This is a genomic window from Adlercreutzia sp. (assembly GCF_056795635.1).
The window spans coordinates 11926-33166 of sequence record NZ_JBQIIT010000019.1; the positions used below are offsets into that span (position 1 = coordinate 11926).

Genomic DNA, 21241 nt, shown 5'->3' on the forward strand with positions numbered 1-21241 from the left:
CTCCGCTACTGGGCGCTGCGCTCGATTTCGGCCACAACTTCGGCAGCCGAGCAGAAACGGATGTTCTGACTGGGAAGCGAGCGAAGGAAGGTCTTGCCATAGCCCTTAGTCACGAGGCGCTTATCCGCCAGGATGAGGATGCCGCTGTCCGTGGCCTTGCGAATGAGGCGGCCGGCAGCCTGCTTGGTCTCCAAGACGGCAGCGGGCAGAACATAGCGGCGCCAGGCGGCGTCATCGCGGGCCGCCCGTTCGCAGGAGAGCGGATCGGTGGGCTTGGAGAAGGGCAACTTGGGGATGACAACCCCCTTGAGCGTCGCCCCCGGAGCATCGAAACCTTCCCAAAAGCTCTTGAGGGCGAACAGCGACAGGTGCTCATCGGCGAGGAAGTCGTCGCGCAGGCCCTTCACGGAAACGCCCCACTTCTGGCAGACCAGGCGCAGATCGTCCTCCTTCAGGGCCGGCTGCACCTCCTCGAAGCACCGCTCCATCTCGCGACGGTTGGTGAACAGCGTGAGCATGGAGCCCCGTTGGGCTTTATGGGCGGCAACGAGCAAGTCCTGAAGGGCACCGAGGTAGGCGGCTTCATTGGGCTCCGGCATATCGTTAACGACATAAACGATCATGCGGTTATCGAAATCGTAGCTCGAGGGAAGCATAAGCTCGTCAGCCCGCGAGCAATCGCTCGTGTTGAGGCCCATGGCATTGGCGAAACTGGCGAAGCCGCCGTCCACGGTCAACGTAGCCGAGGCGTAGACCACCGCGTGGGTGTTCGCGTAGAGCGTCTCATCCAGCGTGCTGCCCACATTGAGCAGCAGCGCTTCCAGCTTGTTCTGGGGACGATCGTTCTTCCGCGTGAGACTGGCGGCGTACACGTACTGGGGCGGGCATTGGACACAGATCACATCTACCGTGCCGATGATCTCCTTCAATTCCATGGCGATGGCGGCTATCTCCCGCTGGATGACCGCGGCTCCCTCGATATCATCCAGGTAACCCACGAGTTCCTGGCAGGCCGTGACCATTTTTTCGGCTTCGGCGGCCATGGCCTTTCCCAGCCGCGCGATGTTCTGGAAGATAGAGCTGGCGCGGATCTCGTCGTTGAGCCAGAGATCCACGGTCTCGTAGCCCTTCGAGCGGTGGTTCCCGTCGTAGAACAGCAGCTCAGGCAGGGCGGCGCAGAAGGCCTCGGCCGCCGAGCCGAAGGCCTGGCCTGCGCTGCGGGCCTTGGCAGTGAGAGCGTAGAACAGCGTCGCCGAGGATTCGCTCCCCGGCATAACGACCGTGCGCTCCGCCCGCACGAACACGTTGCGGCGGGCCTCGTCAGTGGCTACGCGGCGGACAAGGGAGAGGATGTCCTCTTCAGCCAGATCCATGGAGAAGGCGCGACGGGCCTCATTCTCGGCGCCGTGGGCCTCGTCCACCACCCAGTAGCGAATGGGCGGCAGCAATCCCCCATCGGCGGCGAGATCGCAGAACAGGAGGCTGTGGTTGGTCACGACGATGTTCGATGCCTCAGCCCGTCGGCGGGCACCGTGGACGAAGCAGCTCGTTCCGAAGAAGGGGCACTTGCGACGGAGACAATCATGGCTCGTCGTGGTGATGGACCACCGCGGCAGGAGGCGATAATCAATCTTGAGGTTGTCGATATCGTCGTAGGTCGTCTGGCTGATGAACGAGAGCAGGCCGGCGAGGGCCGGGGCTTGATGCTGCTCGCTCTTCCCCACCGTGCGCATGCGCGGGCCGTCGACAACGATGCGCTCCACCTTGCGCAGACAGGGGTAATGGGAGAAGCCCTTGAGCGAGGCGTAGGTGAGCCCGCCGCCGAGAGCCTCGGTCAGGGCCGGCAACTCGTGATAGACAAGCTGATCGAGCAGGGCATTGGTCTTCGTGGCCACACCGATGTTGATACCGTTGTCCCGCGCCGTGATAGCGGCCGGCAGCAGGTAGGCCATGGACTTTCCCACGCCCGTGCCCGCTTCGACCATAAGGTTGGTGGAACGGGCGAACGAGCTGCGCACCGCCTCGGCCATGGACACCTGCTCGTTGCGCTGCTCGTAATCGTCGTACAGCGACCCGATGAGCCCCGTCTCGGTGAACGCCTGCGCTACGGCTTCGGCCGTGGGAAACACGAGGGAGCGGGCAGGGTCGGCGGCGATATCGGCCGCATCCACGAGGGGCCGGTGGTCGATGGCCCCGACCCGATCGCGCCGCAGGGTCCGCAGGGAGAACGGCAGGGGCTTCTCCCCTTCCGGGGTACATTGCTCGGCGAAGTACTGGAACACCACGACCGTGGGCCATTGTTCCGGCGTGGCCATAGAGGCGATCTCGCGCAGCAACATGGGAGGCATGGCCTCCACGCCGGCCAGCAGGATGCGCAGCAGCGCGCACGTAGCGGCCACATCCTCATCGGCCCGATGGGTAGAGCGCGGGGCGCCGAAGGCCTTCACCAAGTCGATGAGGCGATGGGATTTCATACGGGGCAGCGCGATGCGCGACAGATCGAGGGAATCGACCCAGGTATTTTCAAGAAGCGGGTACCCGGCAGGGTGCTTCGTCGTGAAATTGCGGTCGAATTCCGCATTATGGGCCACCACCACGGCATCTCCCACAAATTCCACGAGGGCCGCCAGGGCTTCGGCGGGGGCGGGAGCGTCGGCCACATCCTCGTCGTGAATATCGGTCAGATGGGCCACCTCATCGGGAATGGGCTTGCCGGGATTCACGAAGGTGATGAACCATTCGACGATCTGGCCACCTTCCATGCGGGCGGCGGCAATTTGGGTGAGCTCGTCGTGGTTGAGAGAGAAACCGGTGGTCTCGGTGTCGAGCACCACCACATTGCCGTCGAAGGGGCCGAAATGGCCGGCGCGGGCCCGTTCCGGAAGGCTCTCGTAGAGGGCGATAACCTCGGGAGGCGTTCCGTCGGTGATGAAGTTCTTCAGCTGGCCCTCAAGGGGAGTGGTGTCTCGTGTCATGGCTTTGCCCTACCTTCGCGGCGCACCCCTGATGCCGAAAAAAAGGAACCTCGTCCAAGCGAGCGTTCCACGGATGATCGGCCTCGGTTATGGTGTGTACTCAATAGCTTTCGGTATTGTAGCAGCCAGCGCAGGGAGAACATCATGGAACGGTATTTTGGTACATATCAAACATTTCAAACGGCGTCCCGCAAGGATGCCGCGGCCCTGCTCGGCTCGGACAATCTTGTCGGGGATCAGTACGCCATCGAATGCACCCTAGAGAACGGCGTTCAGAAGGCCTGGCTCGTCAACCGCTTCGGATCCCGCGTTGGGTACTTCGACCCTGACTTCTCGCGCCAGCTGAGCCTTCTGCGCGCCCGGGATCTCACCTTGGTCGGTATCCTCTCCTTCGTGGCCTTCTCCGAGCAACCTGAACCCGGCGAGTACTGGGGAGAGGCGGCAGTCATCGCCTACGACAGCCGCGATCAGAATGCCTTCTCCTCCTTCGTGGAGGGCGTTGGAGACCTCATCGGGAAGGGAATCCGCCCCGCGCTGTCCTTCGATGGAGCAGCCGTGGAGCGCATTATCGAAACTCAAGGGGCATGGCTCCCCACGGATCGCGTTCCCTTGCCCGAGAAAAAGAAGGGCATGGCCATCCTCAAGCGGCGGCGATCGATAACCGATAGCCTCGTCGAGAAGGGTCGTCAGGGAAACAAGGGCTGCTACCTGCTCAGTTGGGCATTCCTCCTCGCGCTGGTAGCTGCCCTCATCTTCGGGTTGAAGGCCTGCGGGCTCTTCTAGCGGGCGGCCACCTCAAGGGCGCTGGCAATCAAGCGCGTGCACAGCTCGGGAAACTCGACGCCGGCCGCGCGGGCCGCGTCGGGGAGCAGCGAAGTGCTCGTCATGCCAGGGATGGTGTTCGTCTCCAAAATCCACGGCGTCCCCTCCTCATCGAGGATAAAGTCCGAGCGGGAGACGCCGGTGCACTCCAGGGCACGATGAGCGGCCACGGCCATGGCCTGAATGCGCTGGGTCAGGGCCTCATCGAGCGGCGCGGGGCAGATGTGCCGGGAGCCACCGGGGGCGTACTTGGAATCGAAGTCGTAAAACTCACCCCGGGGCACAATTTCGATGATCGGCAGCGCATAGGGCTCGTCGTTGCCGAGAACCGCCACGGTCAGTTCAGTGCCCTTGATGAACCGCTCCACGACCACCAGGCTATCAATCTTGAATACCTCTTCGATGGCCTCTTGGATAGACTCCTCCCCCTCAACAATGTAAATACCCAGGGCACTTCCCTCAGTTGCGGGCTTGACAACACAGATGCCGTCCATAGCCTCGGCGATTTCCCCAACATCATAGGGACGGCCTTGCTCAAGCGAGAAGAACGGTGCCGTCGCAATACCCTCACGAGCATAGAAGACCTTCGATTTCGCCTTGTTCATGGCCGTAGCGCTCGACCACACGCCCGGGCCCGTATAGGGGAGGCCGATGACCTCCAGGAACCCTTGAAGTTGGCCGTCTTCCCCTCCCTTGCCATGGAGACAGAGAAAGGCCACATCGAAGTTGCCATCAATGAGCGCCTTCAGATCATCTTTGGAAGCGGGATCCAACTCTGTCACCGCAAACCCCGCCTGGCGCAGCGCTTCGCCGGCTCCTTTGCCGGATGCGAGGGAGATCTCGCGCTCACCGCTCGTTCCTCCCGCAAGCAGGGCAACGCGACAAGTAGCCGGATCCAAAGTAACAGCCATGATCGGACACCTTTCAAGACGATGAATATCTGAGGGGAAGTATATCAGAGCAGGTGCATTGTCTATAATGTCCCCTATGAATAACGAACTTATGACACTCACCCTTCCGGAACTCACCAGCCTCATTGAAGCCTGGGGGTTTCCTCGGTTCCGCGCCAAACAGGTACATGAATGGATTCATCGGCACCATTGCACCTCTTTCGAGGCCATGAGCAATGTGCCGGCGCCCCTTCGCCAGCGCCTGGCAAAGGAATACCCTCTTGAGGAGTTCTCCCTCGTTGACCGACAGGTCTCCATCGACGGAACGCGCAAATACGTGTTCAAACTTGGAGACGGGTGCCTTGTCGAAACAGTCGGCATGCCGACCTACCGCAAAGATGGAACCATCGAGCGGTTGTCGGTTTGCGTCTCCTCTCAGGTGGGATGCCCTATGGCCTGTGCTTTCTGTGCAACAGGACGCGAGGGACTCATCCGCAACCTGCAAGCGACGGAGATTGTCCAACAAATTGCCACTGTCCAAAAGGATTTCGATACCCGCGTGAGCAACGTCGTTGTCATGGGTCAGGGCGAACCTTTTTTGAACTACGATGAGGTGCTCTCGGCTCTGCGTATGATCAACAGCGCCGATGACCTCCATATCGGTGCTCGCCATATCACGATCTCCACCTGTGGCATTATCCCCGGCATCGAGCGCCTCAGTGACGAGCCCGAGCAATTCACCCTGGCTATTTCGCTTCACTCAGCAGTGCAGGCCACCCGCGACGATCTCATGCCGAAAGTCTCCCATCAACCCCTGCCGCAACTCAAAACAGCTCTCAAGGACTATATCCGGAAAACCGGGCGCCGTGTCTCCCTTGAGTACCTCCTCATCGAGAATATCAACGATTCCGAGGAACAGCTGCTCGCACTTCTGGATCTGTGCCGAGGACTCCTCTGCCATGTCAACCTTCTACCCATGAACCCCGTGGAGGAAGCTCCTTTCCAGCCAGCGGCCGAGAAAACCGTTCGGCACTGGACGAGAGCTCTTGAAGCCGAAGGTGTGGAAGTGAGTTTGAGAAAGTCTCGGGGAAGCGACATCGACGGAGCCTGCGGACAGCTGAAGAACCGTATTGTTTCACGTGAAACACGATGATCTATAACACGATATGTTATGTAAAGCACTTTTCAAGGGGCATTGCCTTAGGGTTTCCAGACAACAAAAGCCTTCCGGTATTGGGGTGAGCCGCCTCGGTCGACTCTGAGATATCTCAACGAGAGGCAAGAGCGCTCGACGCAGAGCGGACGAGTCTTAAAGCAAAGAGAGGCGGTGTTTCACGTGAAACACCGCCTCTCTTCTTTTCACCATTCTCAATAGCGAGATTAATCCTCGACGGTTGAAGCCTCTTCCTTCATGCCAAGAATCTCATCAAAGAGGCGCTGCAGGTCCTCCTCGTCTTTGAACTCAATCTCGATCTTGTTCTTCCCCTTGGAAGATTTGACGCGCACATTGGTCTTGAGGGTCTCGCGCAGCGTCTTGGCAACCGACTTGAACACGGGCGGAGTTGCGGGACGACTTGAAGCAGGTGAAGGCTCTTTCTTTCCCGAAAGCAAGCGGGCAAGACTCTCGGCCTCACGCACGGTCATGTTCCCCTCAACGATCTTCTCGGTAAGTTTCGCACGACCCTCGAGCGTGGGCACCGAGAGAATAGCGCGGGCATGACCGGCTGTAATCTTCTCCTCATAGAGCAACTGCTGAGCCTCTTCGGGAAGGTCAAGCAAGCGAAGGGCGTTGGCCACCGTGGATCGGCCCTTTGAAACCGCCTGAGCAACCTCAGCCTGGGTCATCGAACGGCGCTCCATAAGACGGCGGTACCCGTAAGCCTCCTCAATGGGATTCAGATCGCTTCGCTGAATGTTCTCAATCAGAGCCAGCTCCAGTGCGAGGCTATCGTCGGCTTCCTTGATGCGAATCGGCACCTTTTCGAGTCCCGCAGCCTTGGAAGCCTGCCAACGGCGCTCACCGGCGATAATCTGATAGGTACCGTCGCCCATCTGGCGAACAAGAATCGGTTGAAGCAGGCCGTCCTTCTCGATAGAAGTAGCCAACTCCTCAATCTCTTCCTTCTTGAACTGAGTTCGGGGCTGATCGGGATTGGGGAAGATGCTATCGAGGCTCACCTCATCGGTGGTCTTCACCTCCACCGTTTCCTGGGCGAGAGCGGGCACAACGGCGCTCACCTCCCGGGGAATCGGCTCAGAGAGCACAGCGTCAGCCCCTTCCTCGTTGACGACAACGCGGGAAGCCGGTCGAGAGGATACCGGTGCATCCTCGATATCCTCAACCTGAACCGTCAGCCGCTGGCTTGCGGGAGCTGGGACAGCGGGAGCAGGAGCCTCATAGGAGCCGGGGAGAAGAGAACTGAGACCTCGACCCAATCCACCGCGTCGTTCTGGCTTAGCCACGGGCAATCACTTCCTTCGCGAGTTCGATATAGGACAGGGAACCGCGACCACGGGGGTCGTACTGGGTAATAGGCTGTCCGAAACTGGGAGCCTCGGACAGTTTCACAGTGCGGGGAATAGGGGTGGAGAACACGAGACGCCCAAAGTAGTCACGAACCTCATCGGCAACCTGCTTCGAGAGGATTGTGCGACTGTCGTACATCGTCAAGAGAATGCCGTAAATATCAAGGGGCGGATTCAAGCGACTTTTGACACGTTTCATTGATTCAAGAAGTTTTGTCACACCCTCAAGGGCATAGAATTCGCACTGGATGGGAATGAGCAGCTTGTCGGCGGCCACCATGGCGTTCACCGTGAGCAAACCCAAAGCCGGTGGACAATCAATGATGACAAAGTCGTACTTCCCCCGCATGGAACCGATGGCGTCCTTCAGACGATTCTCGCGCGCCATCTCGGAAACCAACTCCACTTCGGCGCCAGCAAGGTTAATGGTCGCCGGTGCCACATCGAGGCCCTCGGCCACATCGGGAATGATAACCTCCTCCAATGGAGCATCATTCAAGAGCACATCGTAAATGCACTGCCGGATAAGACCCTTCTCGATACCAAGACCGCTGGAGCAGTTCCCCTGCGGGTCAAGGTCGATGAGAAGAACCTGCTTGCCCATCTCTCCCAGAGCGGCAGAAAGATTAATGGCCGTCGTCGACTTGCCAACACCGCCCTTTTGATTGATGATGCCAATCACGCGCGTATGCCCGATCACATGCTTGACGGGAGCCTTGTCCTTGTAGCTCTTAAGAGGCTGCACAGGCTCAGGGCGATATGCCGCTGGAGACACATCCCGCATCGACACCTCAAGCTCATCGGGATCAGGTTCGCGATAGGTTGCATCCGCCTGAGTTTCACGTTGTTCCTGAGACTGAGGGGCACGGCCCTCGGCGATAGTCTGATTCTGTTTATTGTCCCGTTTAAGACCATCAAAAAATCCCACAGGAACCTCCTTCCTTAGTTGCAGCACAGTATAGCATCGGCCCCGTACCACAGGGCCGCTGATTCATAGGAGCGGCGAGTTAATCGTGATGTTTCACGTGAAACATCACGGACGGGGTTTCAGCGGGTTCCTCTGAGCCAGGCCGATGCGCCGAGGTAGCTTGACCTTACCGCGGCCGATCTTCTCAAACACGAGAATAGTGCGGCTCGTCTCACCATCGCTGAGCGTAAGTTCCCGTCGGGAGACAAGCTTCATGCCAACTAAGCCCTCCACCACACGAGCTTCTTCTAGCTCCTCATCATCTACCTGGGCCTTATAGCATATCAGTTGTCCGCCCTTGCTGAGCAAGGGCGAAGCGAGCTCGAGAAGGGATACAAGCCGCGAGAGCGCGCGGGCCGTGAGAGCAGAGAAAGAACCGGGACGTTCCAGAGCCAACTCCTCAATACGGCCGTCGTAGGTGCTTATCTGACCACCTAAGCCAAGCTCTTCGAGAACACCCGCCACAAGAGCCATCTTCTTCTTGACTGAATCAACCAACACCGTCGTACGGCCCGTCGCTATGGCAAGGGGCACACCGGGGAACCCGCCGCCGGAGCCGAGATCACCATAGAGTCCCTCAGGAGCGGCCTCCATCTCAGGAAGCCCCACAAGAGAGTCTTCGATATGGAGGATCTCCGCCTCCGCCTGTGAGGCGATGCGGGTGAGGTTCGTCGTCTTATTGACCTCGAGAATGGCATCAAGATATTGATGAGTCAAATCGCGACACTCTGACGAAGTCATAGGATCCCAAGCCTCCAAAGTTAGAAACGGTAATGAGATATTGTAAAGGAAAAGGACGGGGTCTCCCCCGCCCTTTCAGTACCGATAAATGAAATTCGCGGTAACTACAGGGGAACCACCACAACGTGACGAGCGGAGCCCTCTCCCTCGGACACCGTCTCAACACGATCGTCATCACGAAGAGCGATGTGGATGATGCGGCGCTCATAGGGAGTCATCGGCCGCAGGCCCACCTTGCGATGCTGGCTAACCGCCCGATTGGCAGAGGAATGGGCGATCGACTCCAGCTTCTGGCGCTGACGATTCTTGTACCCTTCGACATCCACTACAACCGGATAACGGAACCCGATGGTGCGAACCGTAATCATAGACACGATGAACTGAAGGGCATCAAGGGTCTTGCCGTGGCGGCCGATCAGAACGGCCATATCATCACCGCTGATATCGAGGATGAGCTCCCCCTCATCTCCCTCGTACTCATCGATAGTTACATCGCCCACATTGAAGTACTGGAGAATATCCTGCAATGCAGCAATGGCCGTGTCAGCGATGTTGTCCAGCATCTCGTCGGTGACCACCAGCTCGTCAGAGTCGGCCGCTGTATCGGCAACCGTCTCGTCCAAAGTGCCGACAGCATTGCCTTCCGCTTCCGTAGCTTCCATAGCCTCGATGGATTCTTCGGTCATCAGGAGCTCCTTTCCTCCTCGCAGGGTTCCGCGGCAAACTCTTGTACTCCACGGACAAACAAAGAGAGTGTTTCACGTGAAACACTCTCTTGAAACAACGATCTTAGCGCTTCTTCTTGGGGCGCTTCTTCTTTTCCCTGCGCACCACGTCGACTTCGATGGGCTTGACCACAAGAGCCTCCTCCTCTTCGCGCTTCTTGTCCTGCGCGCGGCAATGGGCAAGGGTCAGCTGATTCTGCGCGATGCCAATCACGGAACTGGCACCCCAGAACAGGAGCACGCCAGCGGGGGAACCCCATGAGATCCAGAGCATCATAATCGACATGATACCGCCCATCATGAGCGTCTGATTCTTCTGCTGGGTGTTCTCAGTCTTCAACTGCTGGAGCACCATGGGAAGGAACGTCGCGCCAGCAAATACCACCATCAGGATCAGGTAAGGGAAGAAAGCCCCGAAGCCTTCGGCAAAAGCCCCCGAGGGGGTCTGCACCAGATTGGGAACCAGATTGTAGAACGAATAGCTTTCGTTGCCGATACGGTCGCCCATCTCGCGCAGCACCTGGAACAGGGCAATGAAGATGGGCATCTGCAGCAGCATCGGGAGACATCCGGCGAGGGGATTGAACTTCATCTCCGCATATATCTTCTGCATCTCCTGAGACTGCCGCGTGGGATCATCGGGGAACCGCTCCTTGAGCGCCTGGATTTTCGGCTGCACCTTCTGCATGGCATAGTTCGACTTCGCCTGCTTATGCATCAGGGGCGCTACGATGATACGGAAGATGATCGTAACGATGATGATAGCCAGGCCCCAGTCGTGGCAGAAGTTAAAGAAGAACTGAATGACATCGAAGATCCAGTCCTTAAAGATATCCCACATACGCAACCCTTCTCAAGTCGGCCGCGGTAGCCTCATGGCACGGGATCGTATCCATGAGGGCCGCCCGGACGGCATTTCAGTATCCGTTTCGCCGTGAGGACGAACCCCTTGCGAAACCCGTAGCGCTTAAAGGCGATGAGCCCGTATTCTGAGCAGGTGGGGACGAAGCGGCAGGCAGGCGGCAAGAGCGGAGAGATGGCCATGCGATAGAACATGATGATCCCAATGGCCCCAAGGGCCGGCACACGCTTAATGAAGGCGGCGATCCGCTGCATCATTGCCCCTTTCCCACGACGAGTCAAGGCGCGTCGCTACGTCGGCGCAGGCCCTGAGCACGTCCCCGTAGGAGGCTCGGCAGAGCGATGCACGGGCGAGGAACACCACATCCTTGTCAGGCCACGGCCCTCCCAAATCTCGGCAGAGGGCCCGCAGCCGTCGCTTCGCTTGGTTGCGCCAAACGGCGTTTCCCAACTTCTTCCCAGCAATAAAAGCAACACGACCAGGGCGGTCGTGTTGCACGTCTTCAACTCGGGATGACACCGAGGGATGCTCTCCGACAATCAGCGTAAGATAAGGAGTTTTCAGACGCCGACCAGTTGAGAAGAGCTGGGAGATTTCAGTGCTGGACTTAATGGTATCCACGCCTGGGCACTCCTAGACGGTGAGACGCTTGCGCCCCTTAGCACGACGGGAAGCGAGAACAGCGCGACCGCCCTTGGTGGACATGCGGGCACGGAAGCCGTGGCACTTGGCGCGCTTGCGTTTGTTCGGTTGATAGGTGCGTTTCATTGTTTTCTTTCCCTTTCATGGTTCAAAGAATAGCTTTCCGATTATATACCACAGACAGAGGCTGTCAACGGGGAACTCTTGGGAAAACGCGAAGACTGTCGGTAGGATTGCCCTATCTCTCGGAAAGGAGAGGTTTCAGCGAGGACGAAGGCGAGTGTGACCCTAGGATTACCTCTTCGCGAATACAGGTTATCGCGAAGAGGGCGACAGGTACAGCAACAGGTCGTTAGGAGCGATCGACAGCGAACCGTCGGGGAGAGCAACAGGGTGGTTCGACCGAGCAGGCTTCTGCTTCTTCTATTTTCTTTCCCTTCGTCATTACAATAAAACCGGTGGATTAGTCGAGAACCGTAGAAAATCCCTGTTCACCGCCATGAAATTCTTTCGGGAAACTGGTTCATTTTCTGTAGGGGACATCGACGGTCCTTTGCTGGCTCGATCGTTCCAGCGCCGCCATTCGTGGAAAAAGGGAGGGGTTATGCCCGCAATATCCCCCGCAATCCCCCGATTTTGCACCTAGGATTCCCGAATGATCTTCATGAGCCGTTCCACGTCGCTCTGCACATCCACGTTGTCTGCGAGCATCTTCTCGACGGTTCGAGTGGAGTGGATCACGGTCGTGTGATCGCGATTGAACTTCTTACCGATATCGCCTTGGGGCATATCGAGCATCTGGCGGCAGAGGTACACGGCGATATGGCGGGGATGCACGATGGTGCGGCTGCGCCCCGGGCCGATGAGGTCGCTGTGGCTGACCTTGTAGTACTCCTCCACTGCTCGTTGGATGTCCTCAACGGTAATGTTGCGCGACAGGCCGCCGGAGAAGTGGTTCTCCAGGAGGGACCGCACCTCCTCCATAGTGACATCGCCCTGCTCGCCCATGGAGGTCTGATAGAAAGCCACCTTGGTAATGGCGCTCTTCAGCTCGCGGATGTTCGACCCCGAGATCTCAGCAATATAGAGTTGCACGTCGTTGGCGAGGGTCAAATGCCCGAACCCCTCACTGCGACAAAGCTCGTCGGTGAAGGATTTGACGATGCCGAGCTTGGTCTCGATGTCGGGCGGCTGAATGTCCACGGGGGAGCCGGCGGCGAAGCGAGATTGGTAGCGCTCGTCGAGACCGATGCTCTTGGGGGCGCGATCGGCTGACAGCACTACCTGGCTGCCACGGCTCGTAAGGGTGTTGAGCAGCTGGAACACGATGTCGAGGGTGCGCTCCTTGCCTTGGAACTTCTGGACGTCGTCGATGAACAGCACATCGGCTTCCTCGTAGAAGGTCTTGAAGTTCTTGAAACTGCTCTTCTCCCGATCATGGGCGGCGCTGGCCTCGGCATATTCATTGGTGATGCTGTCGGCGTCCACGAAGACGGTGCGGAGGTGAGGGTAGGTTTCCCCGATGTAATTCTGGATGGCCCGCATGAGGTGGGTCTTCCCCAGACCGCTTCTACCGTAGATGAACAGGGGGTTGAGGGCTGCCCGGCCTGGCTGCTCGGCCACTTGCACGGCCATCTGGTAGGCAAGGCGATTCGACGAACCGATGACGAAGTTGCTGAAAGTATAGGCTGAACAGGGGTTTGCCGCTCCCAACGCTCCCGTCGGCTGCTGGGGGCGGTAGTGATCCTCAGCTCCAATATCGGCGGCTGGGCGGGCGGCGATGCATTCGGCTCCTGGCATCCCAGCCGCGCCCGTTGCGGGAACCGCCGCTGTCGGACCCCCGAGGCCGCCTTCGCCCCAGGGCGCCGCCGTCGGGGCCGCGGGGGAGCTTGAGGTCGTGGACAAATCGGGAGTTGAAGGGCTTCCCGGAGTTCCCGGAGCCGTTGCGGGAGGGTTCCCGGGCCACGGGGCTGGGTAGGTATTCGTGGGGAAGGGGGCCGTGGCCAAGGGACTTGATGGAGCTCCGGCGGCTACGGCCGGGACCGCCTCCGGGAAGGACGCCGGCGTCGCCACGGACGCCGGAACCGGCATGGCGGGGGATGCCGGGGCACCCGTCGGCGCCGCTGCGGGGATAGGGGTCGTGGGGGACGACGTTGCCGCCATGGCCGCGGCCTTGCGGGCCTCCTGTCCCGGGTCGACGGCAACGGCGACGGTGAACGAAATACCGCATAGGTCGAGGAGAGCCCGCTGGATGGGTTCTACATAGTGCTGCTCCACCCAGGACTTGATGAAGTCGTTGTCGGCGGTGAGCATGAGGAAGGAGTCGCTCATGGCTTGGGGCTCAAGGCGCGAGAAGAAGGCGGTGACCTGGGAGGCATCCATGTCGGGATAGCTCATGACCTGGGTGCAGATGGCGTGCCACTGTTGATTGAGTTTCTCGCTGTCCATATCGCTTCCTTGCGGTCCTCTCGCGGGGTTACAGGGGAAAAGGGGCGGTTGTTCTAACCGAGGCGTCGGGGTCTTCCGGGGCTACAGGAGCCCGGGAATCACCTGGGCACCGTAGGGGGTGAGGGCGTACTTCTGGCCGTCCTTCGTCACGAGGCTCTTGTCGCGCAGCTCGTTGAAGTTGTTCGTCACCGTTGAAGGCTTGGCCCCGAGTCGCCGGCAGATATCGGTGTTGCCGAGGCTCCCCTCGGTGGCGAGAAGCCGCAGCATCTCCTGCTGAATCTTGTTGAGCCGCAGGGTGGGCGCCCCGGTCACGGGGGTCATCGGATAGGGCATGGCCTGGACCACGGGCGTGCCCGTCGGCGCCGGAACCGGGGCGTAAGTGCCCGGCAAGGGCTGGCCGGCCATGGTTCCGTAGGGACTCGCAGCCGGTGCCGAGACGGGGGTGTAACCGTAGGGCTGCGGAGCAGGAGCCGGCATGGTGCCGACCGCGCCCGGCACTCCCATCGGGGCTCCGTAGGCCGCCGCCATGGTGGCGGGTGCCTCCATGGCTCCTGGGTAGGAGCCCGCTTGTGCCATGGTTCCGTAGGGGCTGACCTCGATATAGTCGTCCTCTTCCTCCTCATCGGCCCCTCCGAGGCTGATGGTGACGACGGCCCCGGTTCCCAAATTGTCCTCGATGGTGATGGTGCCGTGGGACGATTCCAGGTACTCGCGCACGATGGGCAGTCCCGATCCCACGCCGCGGATGTAGTTGCGCATGGGCTCAACGGCTGAGGAGAACCCGGGCATCTGGGCCTTTTCCTTAGAGGGGATACCGGGCCCGTGGTCGGCGAACACGATGGTGTTGCCCTGGTCGCGAATGGTGACGAGTACACCCTTGAACTGGGCATGGATAAAATTCTCAGATACCTCTCGGATGACCGTGTAGGGGATGGAGCCGCCCGCGCCCCGCGCTTGTTCGTACACGCTGGAGGCGAGGGCCTCGATGTAGGCCCCGGTGGCGGCCGGCTGAATCTCGATGACCCGCGGTGCACTGAGCAGGTCGTCGTAGAGCGCGATGCGGCCGACGGTTTCGACAAAGGTGTAGTCGAAGGGCTTCGCTTCGGGGATGGTGTCCGGCTGGGCGGCGTGTGTTTCCATGGTGTTCGATCTCGTTCCGTGTGATTCGGCTTTTATTCAGTGGATTCGGAAGAAATTGGCTGCCATTGTACCTTGTTTTTGAAAAGAAGAGGCCAGACTGAAGGTGCTTTTTAGGACAGCGGGTGGAAATCCACTTTATGTTCAGTATTTGTTGAAAACTTCCGATTTCCTCACCTGCACTTTTCATTCAATTCAGAGTTATTAACAGAAAGTTCAGTAAAAGTGGAAAACGGTGAAATTTCTGGAATGAAATTCATCGGCCTTCAAAGATGGAAAAGTTGAAAACTTTCTTGACAGAGAGGTCCAATCGCTCTTATCGGCCCATTCTTCCCTCTGTGTCGGTGTAACGGTCGTATTCGGTGGGAAGAGGAGGAGAGGGATCCTGCTAAGCGACTGCTGTAGCCTTCATCGCAGTATATTGCCAGTTCAAGCAGGTAATATCCTAACTGTTTAGGCGCAGCTAAACGCCCTGTCGGTTTCCCTGTCGTTGCTTTCGGGAAGTTTTCACCGTGGTGCAAAAGAGGTTTTCCACCGAGTTTACTGGGAAAAGAGGAAGTTTTCCACTTTATCCACTGTTATTGCGCGCTTAAAAGTGAACAATCACCTCGCAGAGGAGGCCCGGGTGCCTGTGGTTCCGCCGAAGAAGCGCTCCGCTCTGTCCCTCTGCGAGAAGTCCGGCGTTATAATGCTCGGGCCTTACTTTTATATATCGTCCGCCCTCGGGCGGTGAACGGCCCGTCAGTCGAGGAAAGGGTTTCCATTGAAGCTGAGCATTAATCGTACCGAACTCGCCAACGCGCTCTCCATCGTTCTGAAGGGCGTTTCCACCCGTTCCACCTTGCCGGTTCTGTCGGGTATCCTCATTGAAGCCACGGAGGATAAGATCATCCTTCAGGCCACCGACCTGGAGTTATCCATTCAGTATTCCGTCGCCGCGCTCGTTGAGGAAGAGGGCCGTGCCGTTGTTCCGGGCAAGCTGTTCTCCGAGATTGTGAAGAACCTGCCCGACGCCGCCGTCCACGTGGAGGCCACTGACGAGCAGGCCTTCATCACCTGCGATACCTCGTCCTTCTCTATTCGCGCCCTGAACGCTGAAGACTTCCCCGGCTTCCCCCGCGTTGAAACGCATCAGCGCATTGAGATTCCCTTCCAACAGTTCTCCACCATGGTGAAGCGCGTGTCTCGCGTCGTGTCAAAAGATGAGAGCCGGGCCATTCTCACCGGTGTGCTCATCACGCTGGAGAACGGTGTGCTGCGCATGGTGGCCACCGACTCCTACCGTCTTGCCATCACCGATGCTCCTCTGGAGGAGACGACGGCCGATGAGTTCCAGGCGGTCATTTCCGGCTCCTTCCTGTCGGAAATCGCCTCGCTGCCCAAGACCGAGTCCCCGGTGTCTCTGGCCCTGGCCGATAATCAGATTGTGGTGACCTGTGAGGATACCGTGTTCATCAACCGCCGCATCGAGGGGAACTTCCCCAATTACAAGCAGCTGCTCCCCGACACCTATGCCACCCGCGCCACTTTGGAAGTGGACAAACTCGTGGCCAGCGTGCGCCGCGCCTCCCTGCTCGGCTCCAACGCCTCGCCGGTGCGCTTCGACTTGAACGTCGCTTCCCAGACCGCTCAGATTACCGCCGCCTCTCAGGATGTGGGCAGCGCCCAGGAGATTCTTCCCTGTGCGGTGGAGGGAGAGGATGTGGAAATCGCCTTCAATTACGCCTACGTGCTCGATGGCTTGGGGTCTATCGCCACCGATGAGGTGTACCTGGAGGTGCTCTCCTCGCTGAAGCCCGGTATTTTCCGCGCCCTGGAGCCCGAGAACTTCCTGTATCTCGTCATGCCCGTGCGCATTTCCTAGCCCCGATGTTTCACGTGGAACGTTTTGACGCTGCGCATCGAACAACTGACCTTCCGTAATTTTCGGAGCTACGAATCAGCGTCGTTGGCGTCCCTCGGAGATTTGACCGTGCTCGTGGGAGAGAATGCCATGGGCAAGACCAACATCATAGAGGGCATCCAGTTGCTCACTGCCCTCACCTCCTTCCGCCATGCCACCATCGATCAGCTGATTCGCCATGGTTGCGAGGGGGGACGGCTGGAGGCTCAGGTGAGCGATGGGAATCGCGAACTCTCCCTCGACCTGACCCTCGATGGCAAGGTGCGGAAATACCGCTTGAACGGAAAGGCAAAGCGGCCGGCCGACTTGAAGGGTCTAGTGCCGTCGGTGGTGTTCACTCCCGACGACCTCGATCTGGTGAAGGGCCCCACATCGGGGCGGCGCACAGCGTTGGACACCCTGGGATCTCAGGTGAATAAGAACTACTATGTAGTGCGTCGCGATTACGAGAAAGTGATTCGCCATAAGAACCGCCTGCTCAAAGAGGAGGCGGCGCCGGCTCTTCTTGAGGCCATCAACGAGATGGTGGTGACCGTGGGTGCACAGCTCGCCTGCTATCGCGCTGCCCTCTTCGCGCGGCTCCAGCCTTCCATTGCGGAAAAGTACCGTCAGATCTCCCAGGGCCGCGAGCGTTTGACGGCGTGTTACACGCCCTCCTGGGCCCGTTCGGAGAAGGAGCCAGGAGCCCTGTATCCAGGAGCCTTTCCCCTGACGACTTTCACGCGCGACGAGGCGCGGGAGGCCTTGGCTCGATCCCTCCATGATCGCGCTGCGGAAGAGCGCCGCCGCGGTCGAGCCCTTGTGGGGCCCCATGGCGACGCCATCGGATTCTCCCTGGACGACCAAGATGCCTCCCTGTTCGGAAGCCAGGGCCAGCAGCGCTCCATCGTGCTTGCCTACAAGCTCGCCGAGGCTGCGGTCGTGGAAGAGCTCTTGCGGCAGAAGCCGGTGCTTCTGCTGGACGATGTGATGAGCGAACTTGATGGCGGCCGCCGCGAGGCCTTGGTGGATGCCATGGAAGGGGGTTGCCAAACCTTCATCACCACAGCGAACCTCGCCTACTTCGACCAGGGTATGCTCAATCGGGCCCAGGTGATAGAGCTTCCCCTGACGGTCTAGTAATTCATAGTGGACTCTTCGGCTTTACGGGTTTCAGGTTCGCCTATTCGCTCCTGCTCCTAGCCTGTCGTTTCGCCTGCACCTTTTCTGAGAAGTCCTAGAGGCTCCAGGACTATGATTTCCGAAAATGCGATATTTTCCCCATAAAACTCCAAAAGTACCCCTGAGGAGCCGTTAAAACAGCCATTTTCAGACCTCGCAAAACCATAGACCACTATTCCATGCTATAATCGACGCTCAGTCAGCGCTCGCATCGGGCGCATTTTCTATGTAGAGCGAAGGAGTGTCAGTGGCACAAAAACCAGATCATTACGACGGTTCTGACATTCAAGTCCTCGAAGGGCTTGAAGCCGTTCGCAAACGCCCCGGCATGTACATCGGCTCCACCGGCCCCCGCGGTCTGCACCACCTAGTTTACGAGGTGGTCGACAACGCCGTGGACGAGGCCCTGGCCGGTTACTGTGATACTATCGAGGTGTGGATCCATCCCGATAATTCCATCTCTGTCAACGATAACGGCCGCGGCATTCCCGTGGACAAGCATCCCAAGGAGAAAATCCCCACCGTTGAGGTCGTGCTCACCATCCTGCACGCCGGCGGCAAGTTCGGCGGCGAGGGCTACAAGGTGTCCGGCGGCCTGCACGGCGTGGGCGTGTCGGTCGTGAACGCCCTGTCCACCAAGGTGGAAGTGCAGGTGCGCCGCGACGGCAAGACCTACGAGATCGACTTCGATCACGGCAAGACGAACAATAAGCTGCACGAGGTGGGCCCGGCGAAGAACACCGGCACCAAGGTGACCTTCTGGCCCGACCCGGCCATCTTCACCGAGACTACGACCTATGACTACGACACCCTGGCGGCCCGCTTCCGCGAGATGTCGTTCCTCAACAAGGGCCTGAAGATCATCCTCCACGACGAGCGCGTGACCGATGCCGACGGCAACCCCCGCACCGAGGTCTTCCAGGCCCTCGGCGGCATCGTGGACTTTGTGAAGTTCATTAACGACGGCAAGGAAACCCTGAACAAGCCCATCTACTTCGAGGCCGAGAATGCCGACGGCACCGTGGAGGTGGCCCTGCAGTGGTCCAGCTCCTATTCCACCAACTCGGTCATGGCCTTCGCCAACAACATCAATACCCACGAGGGCGGTACGCACATGGACGGCTTCAAGCAGGCCATCACCCGTACCATCAACGATTACGCCCGCGCCAAGGGCCTGCTAAAGGAGAAGGACAACAACCTCTCCGGCGAGGATGCCCGCGAGGGCCTGGCCGCCATCATCTCGGTAAAGCTGCACGATCCGCAGTTCGAGGGTCAGACCAAGACCAAGCTCGGCAACACCGAGATTCGTCCCCTGGTGCAGAACGCTGTGACCCAGGGCCTCGCCGAGTACTTGGAGGAGAACCCCACCCCGGCCAAGCGCATCATCGGCAAGGCCACCCAGGCCCTGAAGGCCCGCGAGGCCGCCCGCAAGGCCCGCGAGATGACTCGCCGCAAGAACGTGCTCGACTCGTTCTCGATGCCCGGCAAGCTGGCCGACTGCGCCAGCAAGGATGCTTCCCAGTCCGAAATCTTCATTGTAGAGGGCGACTCGGCAGGCGGCTCCGCGAAGCAGGCCCGCGACCGTAAGTTCCAGGCTATCTTGCCCCTGCGCGGCAAGATCCTGAACGTGGAGCGCGCCGGGCTGCACCGCTCGCTGTCTTCCGAGACCATCAGCTCGCTCATTACCGCTATCGGCACCAACATCGGCGAGGATTTCGACGCCGAGAAGGCCCGCTACCATCGCATCATCATCATGACCGATGCCGACGTGGACGGCGCGCACATCCGCTGCCTGCTGCTCACGTTCTTCTACCGCTATATGCCCGAGCTCATCAATCTCGGCTACATCTACATTGCCCAGCCGCCCATCTTCGGTCTGAAGAAGAAGAACTCCCGCAGCACCAAGGTGGAGCGCTACATCTACGACGAGAAGGCCCTGTCCGCCACCTTGGCCGAGTACGACGATCCGGGCAAGTTCGACGTGCAGCGCTACAAGGGCCTCGGCGAGATGGACCCGGAGCAGCTGTGGGAGACCACCATGGAACCGGCCACCCGCACGCTTCTCCAGGTGAACATCGACGATGCCGTGGAAGCCGAGCGCGTGGTGAGCGAGCTCATGGGCGACCAGGTGGAGCCCCGCAAGGAGTTCATCCAGAAGCACGCCCGCGACGTCCGCTTCCTGGACATTTAGGAGAACGTAAGAGTAGGGGAAGGTGCGGGCGCGGTGCCCGCGCGCAGGTTGCGCAGCGAACGAAACAGTCCAGTGGACTGTTTCGCCGAGCGAGCCATTGCTTGAGCACGGGTACTGTGCCCGCACCTTCCCCGGACAAGTCCCTTAGGTTTCTATAGAAAGGAAACTGATGGCAGATTTTGAAGACGAGAACTTCGACGCCGACGAGCGGGCCGAGGTAGAGGGCGCCGAGGAGGACGCGCTGTACCTGGCCGAAGAAGTCGACACCGATGAAGAGGGCGACGAGGATGCCGAGATCGCCTCGGCCTCTTCTACCCTAGACGAGGAAGACACCGTGGAGCACGCCGCCTCCGAAGAGGAGCGCGCCCGTTCCATGATGGTGGACATGCCGAACCCCCACGGCTCCATTATCGAGGGAGCCAACGGCGGCGAGGGCACTACGGTGCGCGCCGCGTTCCTCGGCAAGGAGATGCAGACCTCCTTCCTGGAATACTCTATGTCCGTTATCGTGTCCCGCGCCCTGCCCGACGTGCGCGACGGCCTGAAGCCGGTGCACCGCCGCATTCTGTACGCCATGAACGAGTCGGGCTACACGCCGAGCAAGCCCCACATGAAGTCGGCCCGTACCGTCGGCGACGTGATCGGCAAGTACCATCCCCACGGTGACAGCGCTGTGTACGACACCATGGTGCGCCTGGCCCAGCCCTTCAGCCTGCGCCTGCCCCTCATCGACGGTCACGGCAACTTCGGCTCCATCGACGGCGACTCCGCCGCCGCCATGCGTTACACCGAGGCTCGCCTGGACAAGCCGGCCATGGAGCTGCTGCGCGACCTGGACAAGGAAACCGTCGACTTCCAGCCCAACTACGACGAGAGCCTGCAAGAACCCACGGTGCTGCCCGCGCGCTTCCCGAACCTGCTGGTCAACGGCTCCAACGGCATCGCCGTCGGTATGGCAACGAACATTCCGCCCCACAACCTGGGCGAGGCCATCGACGCCACCTGCCTCATGATCGACAACCCGGAGTGCACCACCGAGGAGCTGCTGGCCGTCATGCCCGGTCCCGACTTTCCCACCGGCGGCCTCATCATGGGCAAGAAGGGCATCCTGGACGCCTACGAAACCGGTCATGGCAACATGACCATCCGCGCCAAGTGCGAGATCGAGGAGAAGAAGAACGGCCGCTCCTCCATCGTGGTGAAGGAAATTCCCTACCAGGTGAACCGCAAGCGCCTGCTGGAGAAGCTCGG

At 59.6% G+C, this 21241-nt stretch carries 18 protein-coding genes; 6 read left to right on the forward strand and 12 right to left on the reverse strand.

What is annotated here, in order from left to right; translation table 11 throughout:
* Positions 1-5: 5 nt before the first annotated feature.
* Complete coding sequence (locus tag ACTOXK_RS09895) at positions 6-2975, reverse strand: helicase C-terminal domain-containing protein (RefSeq protein ID WP_482278360.1); 2970 nt, start codon at positions 2973-2975, stop codon at positions 6-8.
* A 144-nt stretch (positions 2976-3119) separates the two neighbouring features.
* Between ACTOXK_RS09895 and ACTOXK_RS09900 the strand changes: the two genes are divergently transcribed.
* Entirely contained in the window at positions 3120-3758 is a 639-nt protein-coding gene (locus ACTOXK_RS09900) for a hypothetical protein (RefSeq protein ID WP_482278361.1), read from the forward strand.
* On the opposite strand, the gene ACTOXK_RS09905 is transcribed toward ACTOXK_RS09900, so the two are convergent.
* Positions 3755-4708 (reverse strand): D-alanine--D-alanine ligase family protein, encoded by a 954-nt coding sequence (locus ACTOXK_RS09905; RefSeq protein ID WP_482278362.1) that lies wholly within the window; start codon positions 4706-4708, stop codon positions 3755-3757. The two genes, ACTOXK_RS09900 and ACTOXK_RS09905, sit on opposite strands and share 4 nt — an antisense overlap.
* Positions 4709-4784: 76 nt before the next feature.
* Here ACTOXK_RS09905 and rlmN point away from each other — a divergent pair, with 76 nt between their 5' ends.
* On the forward strand, positions 4785-5840 hold the full coding sequence (rlmN, locus tag ACTOXK_RS09910) for a dual-specificity RNA methyltransferase RlmN (RefSeq protein ID WP_482278363.1): 1056 nt from the start codon (positions 4785-4787) through the stop codon (positions 5838-5840).
* 227 nt (positions 5841-6067) lie between these two features.
* Here the strand turns inward: rlmN and ACTOXK_RS09915 are convergent, their stop codons facing one another.
* The 10 genes from ACTOXK_RS09915 to ACTOXK_RS09960 all read right to left on the reverse strand — a co-directional run bounded on the left by ACTOXK_RS09915 (position 6068) and on the right by ACTOXK_RS09960 (position 14738).
* Positions 6068-7150, reverse strand: a complete 1083-nt coding sequence (locus tag ACTOXK_RS09915) for a ParB/RepB/Spo0J family partition protein (RefSeq protein ID WP_482279231.1) — start codon at positions 7148-7150, stop codon at positions 6068-6070.
* Entirely contained in the window at positions 7143-7997 is an 855-nt protein-coding gene (locus ACTOXK_RS09920) for a ParA family protein (protein WP_482278375.1), read from the reverse strand. Before ACTOXK_RS09920 ends, ACTOXK_RS09915 begins: the two co-directional genes overlap by 8 nt.
* A 249-nt stretch (positions 7998-8246) precedes the next feature.
* Complete coding sequence (gene rsmG, locus ACTOXK_RS09925; protein ID WP_482278365.1) at positions 8247-8897, reverse strand: 16S rRNA (guanine(527)-N(7))-methyltransferase RsmG; 651 nt, start codon at positions 8895-8897, stop codon at positions 8247-8249.
* Between the two features lie 128 nt (positions 8898-9025).
* Positions 9026-9607: a Jag family protein gene (locus ACTOXK_RS09930; RefSeq protein WP_482278366.1), complete on the reverse strand. Its 582-nt coding sequence runs from the start codon at positions 9605-9607 to the stop codon at positions 9026-9028.
* Between the two features lie 103 nt (positions 9608-9710).
* Positions 9711-10487 (reverse strand): YidC/Oxa1 family membrane protein insertase, encoded by a 777-nt coding sequence (locus ACTOXK_RS09935; RefSeq protein WP_482278367.1) that lies wholly within the window; start codon positions 10485-10487, stop codon positions 9711-9713.
* 32 nt (positions 10488-10519) lie between these two features.
* On the reverse strand, positions 10520-10765 hold the full coding sequence (yidD, locus tag ACTOXK_RS09940) for a membrane protein insertion efficiency factor YidD (RefSeq protein WP_482278368.1): 246 nt from the start codon (positions 10763-10765) through the stop codon (positions 10520-10522).
* Positions 10737-11129, reverse strand: a complete 393-nt coding sequence (gene rnpA, locus ACTOXK_RS09945) for a ribonuclease P protein component (RefSeq protein ID WP_482278369.1) — start codon at positions 11127-11129, stop codon at positions 10737-10739. Before rnpA ends, yidD begins: the two co-directional genes overlap by 29 nt.
* A 12-nt stretch (positions 11130-11141) precedes the next feature.
* The gene (gene rpmH, locus ACTOXK_RS09950) at positions 11142-11276 is read right to left on the reverse strand and encodes a 50S ribosomal protein L34 (RefSeq protein WP_016310113.1); all 135 of its coding nucleotides are present in this window, start codon (positions 11274-11276) and stop codon (positions 11142-11144) included.
* A 516-nt stretch (positions 11277-11792) separates the two neighbouring features.
* A complete protein-coding gene (dnaA, locus tag ACTOXK_RS09955; protein ID WP_482278370.1) occupies positions 11793-13598 on the reverse strand; it encodes a chromosomal replication initiator protein DnaA in 1806 nt (601 codons plus the stop codon).
* An 81-nt stretch (positions 13599-13679) separates the two neighbouring features.
* Positions 13680-14738 (reverse strand): ATP-binding protein, encoded by a 1059-nt coding sequence (locus ACTOXK_RS09960; protein ID WP_482278371.1) that lies wholly within the window; start codon positions 14736-14738, stop codon positions 13680-13682.
* A gap of 760 nt (positions 14739-15498) precedes the next feature.
* Between ACTOXK_RS09960 and dnaN the strand changes: the two genes are divergently transcribed.
* The 4 genes from dnaN to ACTOXK_RS09980 form a co-directional block, all read left to right on the forward strand.
* Positions 15499-16599: a DNA polymerase III subunit beta gene (gene dnaN, locus ACTOXK_RS09965; RefSeq protein WP_482278372.1), complete on the forward strand. Its 1101-nt coding sequence runs from the start codon at positions 15499-15501 to the stop codon at positions 16597-16599.
* 24 nt (positions 16600-16623) lie between these two features.
* Entirely contained in the window at positions 16624-17757 is a 1134-nt protein-coding gene (gene recF, locus ACTOXK_RS09970; protein ID WP_482278373.1) for a DNA replication/repair protein RecF, read from the forward strand.
* A 289-nt stretch (positions 17758-18046) separates the two neighbouring features.
* Positions 18047-19990 (forward strand): DNA topoisomerase (ATP-hydrolyzing) subunit B, encoded by a 1944-nt coding sequence (gene gyrB, locus ACTOXK_RS09975; protein WP_151430973.1) that lies wholly within the window; start codon positions 18047-18049, stop codon positions 19988-19990.
* 169 nt (positions 19991-20159) lie between these two features.
* A partial coding sequence (locus tag ACTOXK_RS09980; protein WP_482279919.1) for a DNA gyrase subunit A occupies positions 20160-21241 on the forward strand: 1082 nt, incomplete at its 3' end.

Bases quoted from the DNA above. Each gene is read 5' to 3' on its own strand.
- rpmH (WP_016310113.1), bottom strand. From the start codon at position 11,276: ATGAAACGCACCTATCAACCGAACAAACGCAAGCGCGCCAAGTGCCAC.
- ACTOXK_RS09930 (WP_482278366.1), bottom strand. From the start codon at position 9,607: ATGACCGAAGAATCCATCGAGGCTATGGAAGCTACGGAAGCGGAAGGC.
- ACTOXK_RS09905 (WP_482278362.1), bottom strand. From the start codon at position 4,708: ATGGCTGTTACTTTGGATCCGGCTACTTGTCGCGTTGCCCTGCTTGCG.
- dnaA (WP_482278370.1), bottom strand. From the start codon at position 13,598: ATGGACAGCGAGAAACTCAATCAACAGTGGCACGCCATCTGCACCCAG.
- ACTOXK_RS09935 (WP_482278367.1), bottom strand. From the start codon at position 10,487: ATGTGGGATATCTTTAAGGACTGGATCTTCGATGTCATTCAGTTCTTC.
- ACTOXK_RS09960 (WP_482278371.1), bottom strand. From the start codon at position 14,738: ATGGAAACACACGCCGCCCAGCCGGACACCATCCCCGAAGCGAAGCCC.
- rlmN (WP_482278363.1), top strand. From the start codon at position 4,785: ATGAATAACGAACTTATGACACTCACCCTTCCGGAACTCACCAGCCTC.
- ACTOXK_RS09920 (WP_482278375.1), bottom strand. From the start codon at position 7,997: ATGCGGGATGTGTCTCCAGCGGCATATCGCCCTGAGCCTGTGCAGCCT.
- ACTOXK_RS09895 (WP_482278360.1), bottom strand. From the start codon at position 2,975: ATGACACGAGACACCACTCCCCTTGAGGGCCAGCTGAAGAACTTCATC.
- ACTOXK_RS09900 (WP_482278361.1), top strand. From the start codon at position 3,120: ATGGAACGGTATTTTGGTACATATCAAACATTTCAAACGGCGTCCCGC.
- yidD (WP_482278368.1), bottom strand. From the start codon at position 10,765: ATGATGCAGCGGATCGCCGCCTTCATTAAGCGTGTGCCGGCCCTTGGG.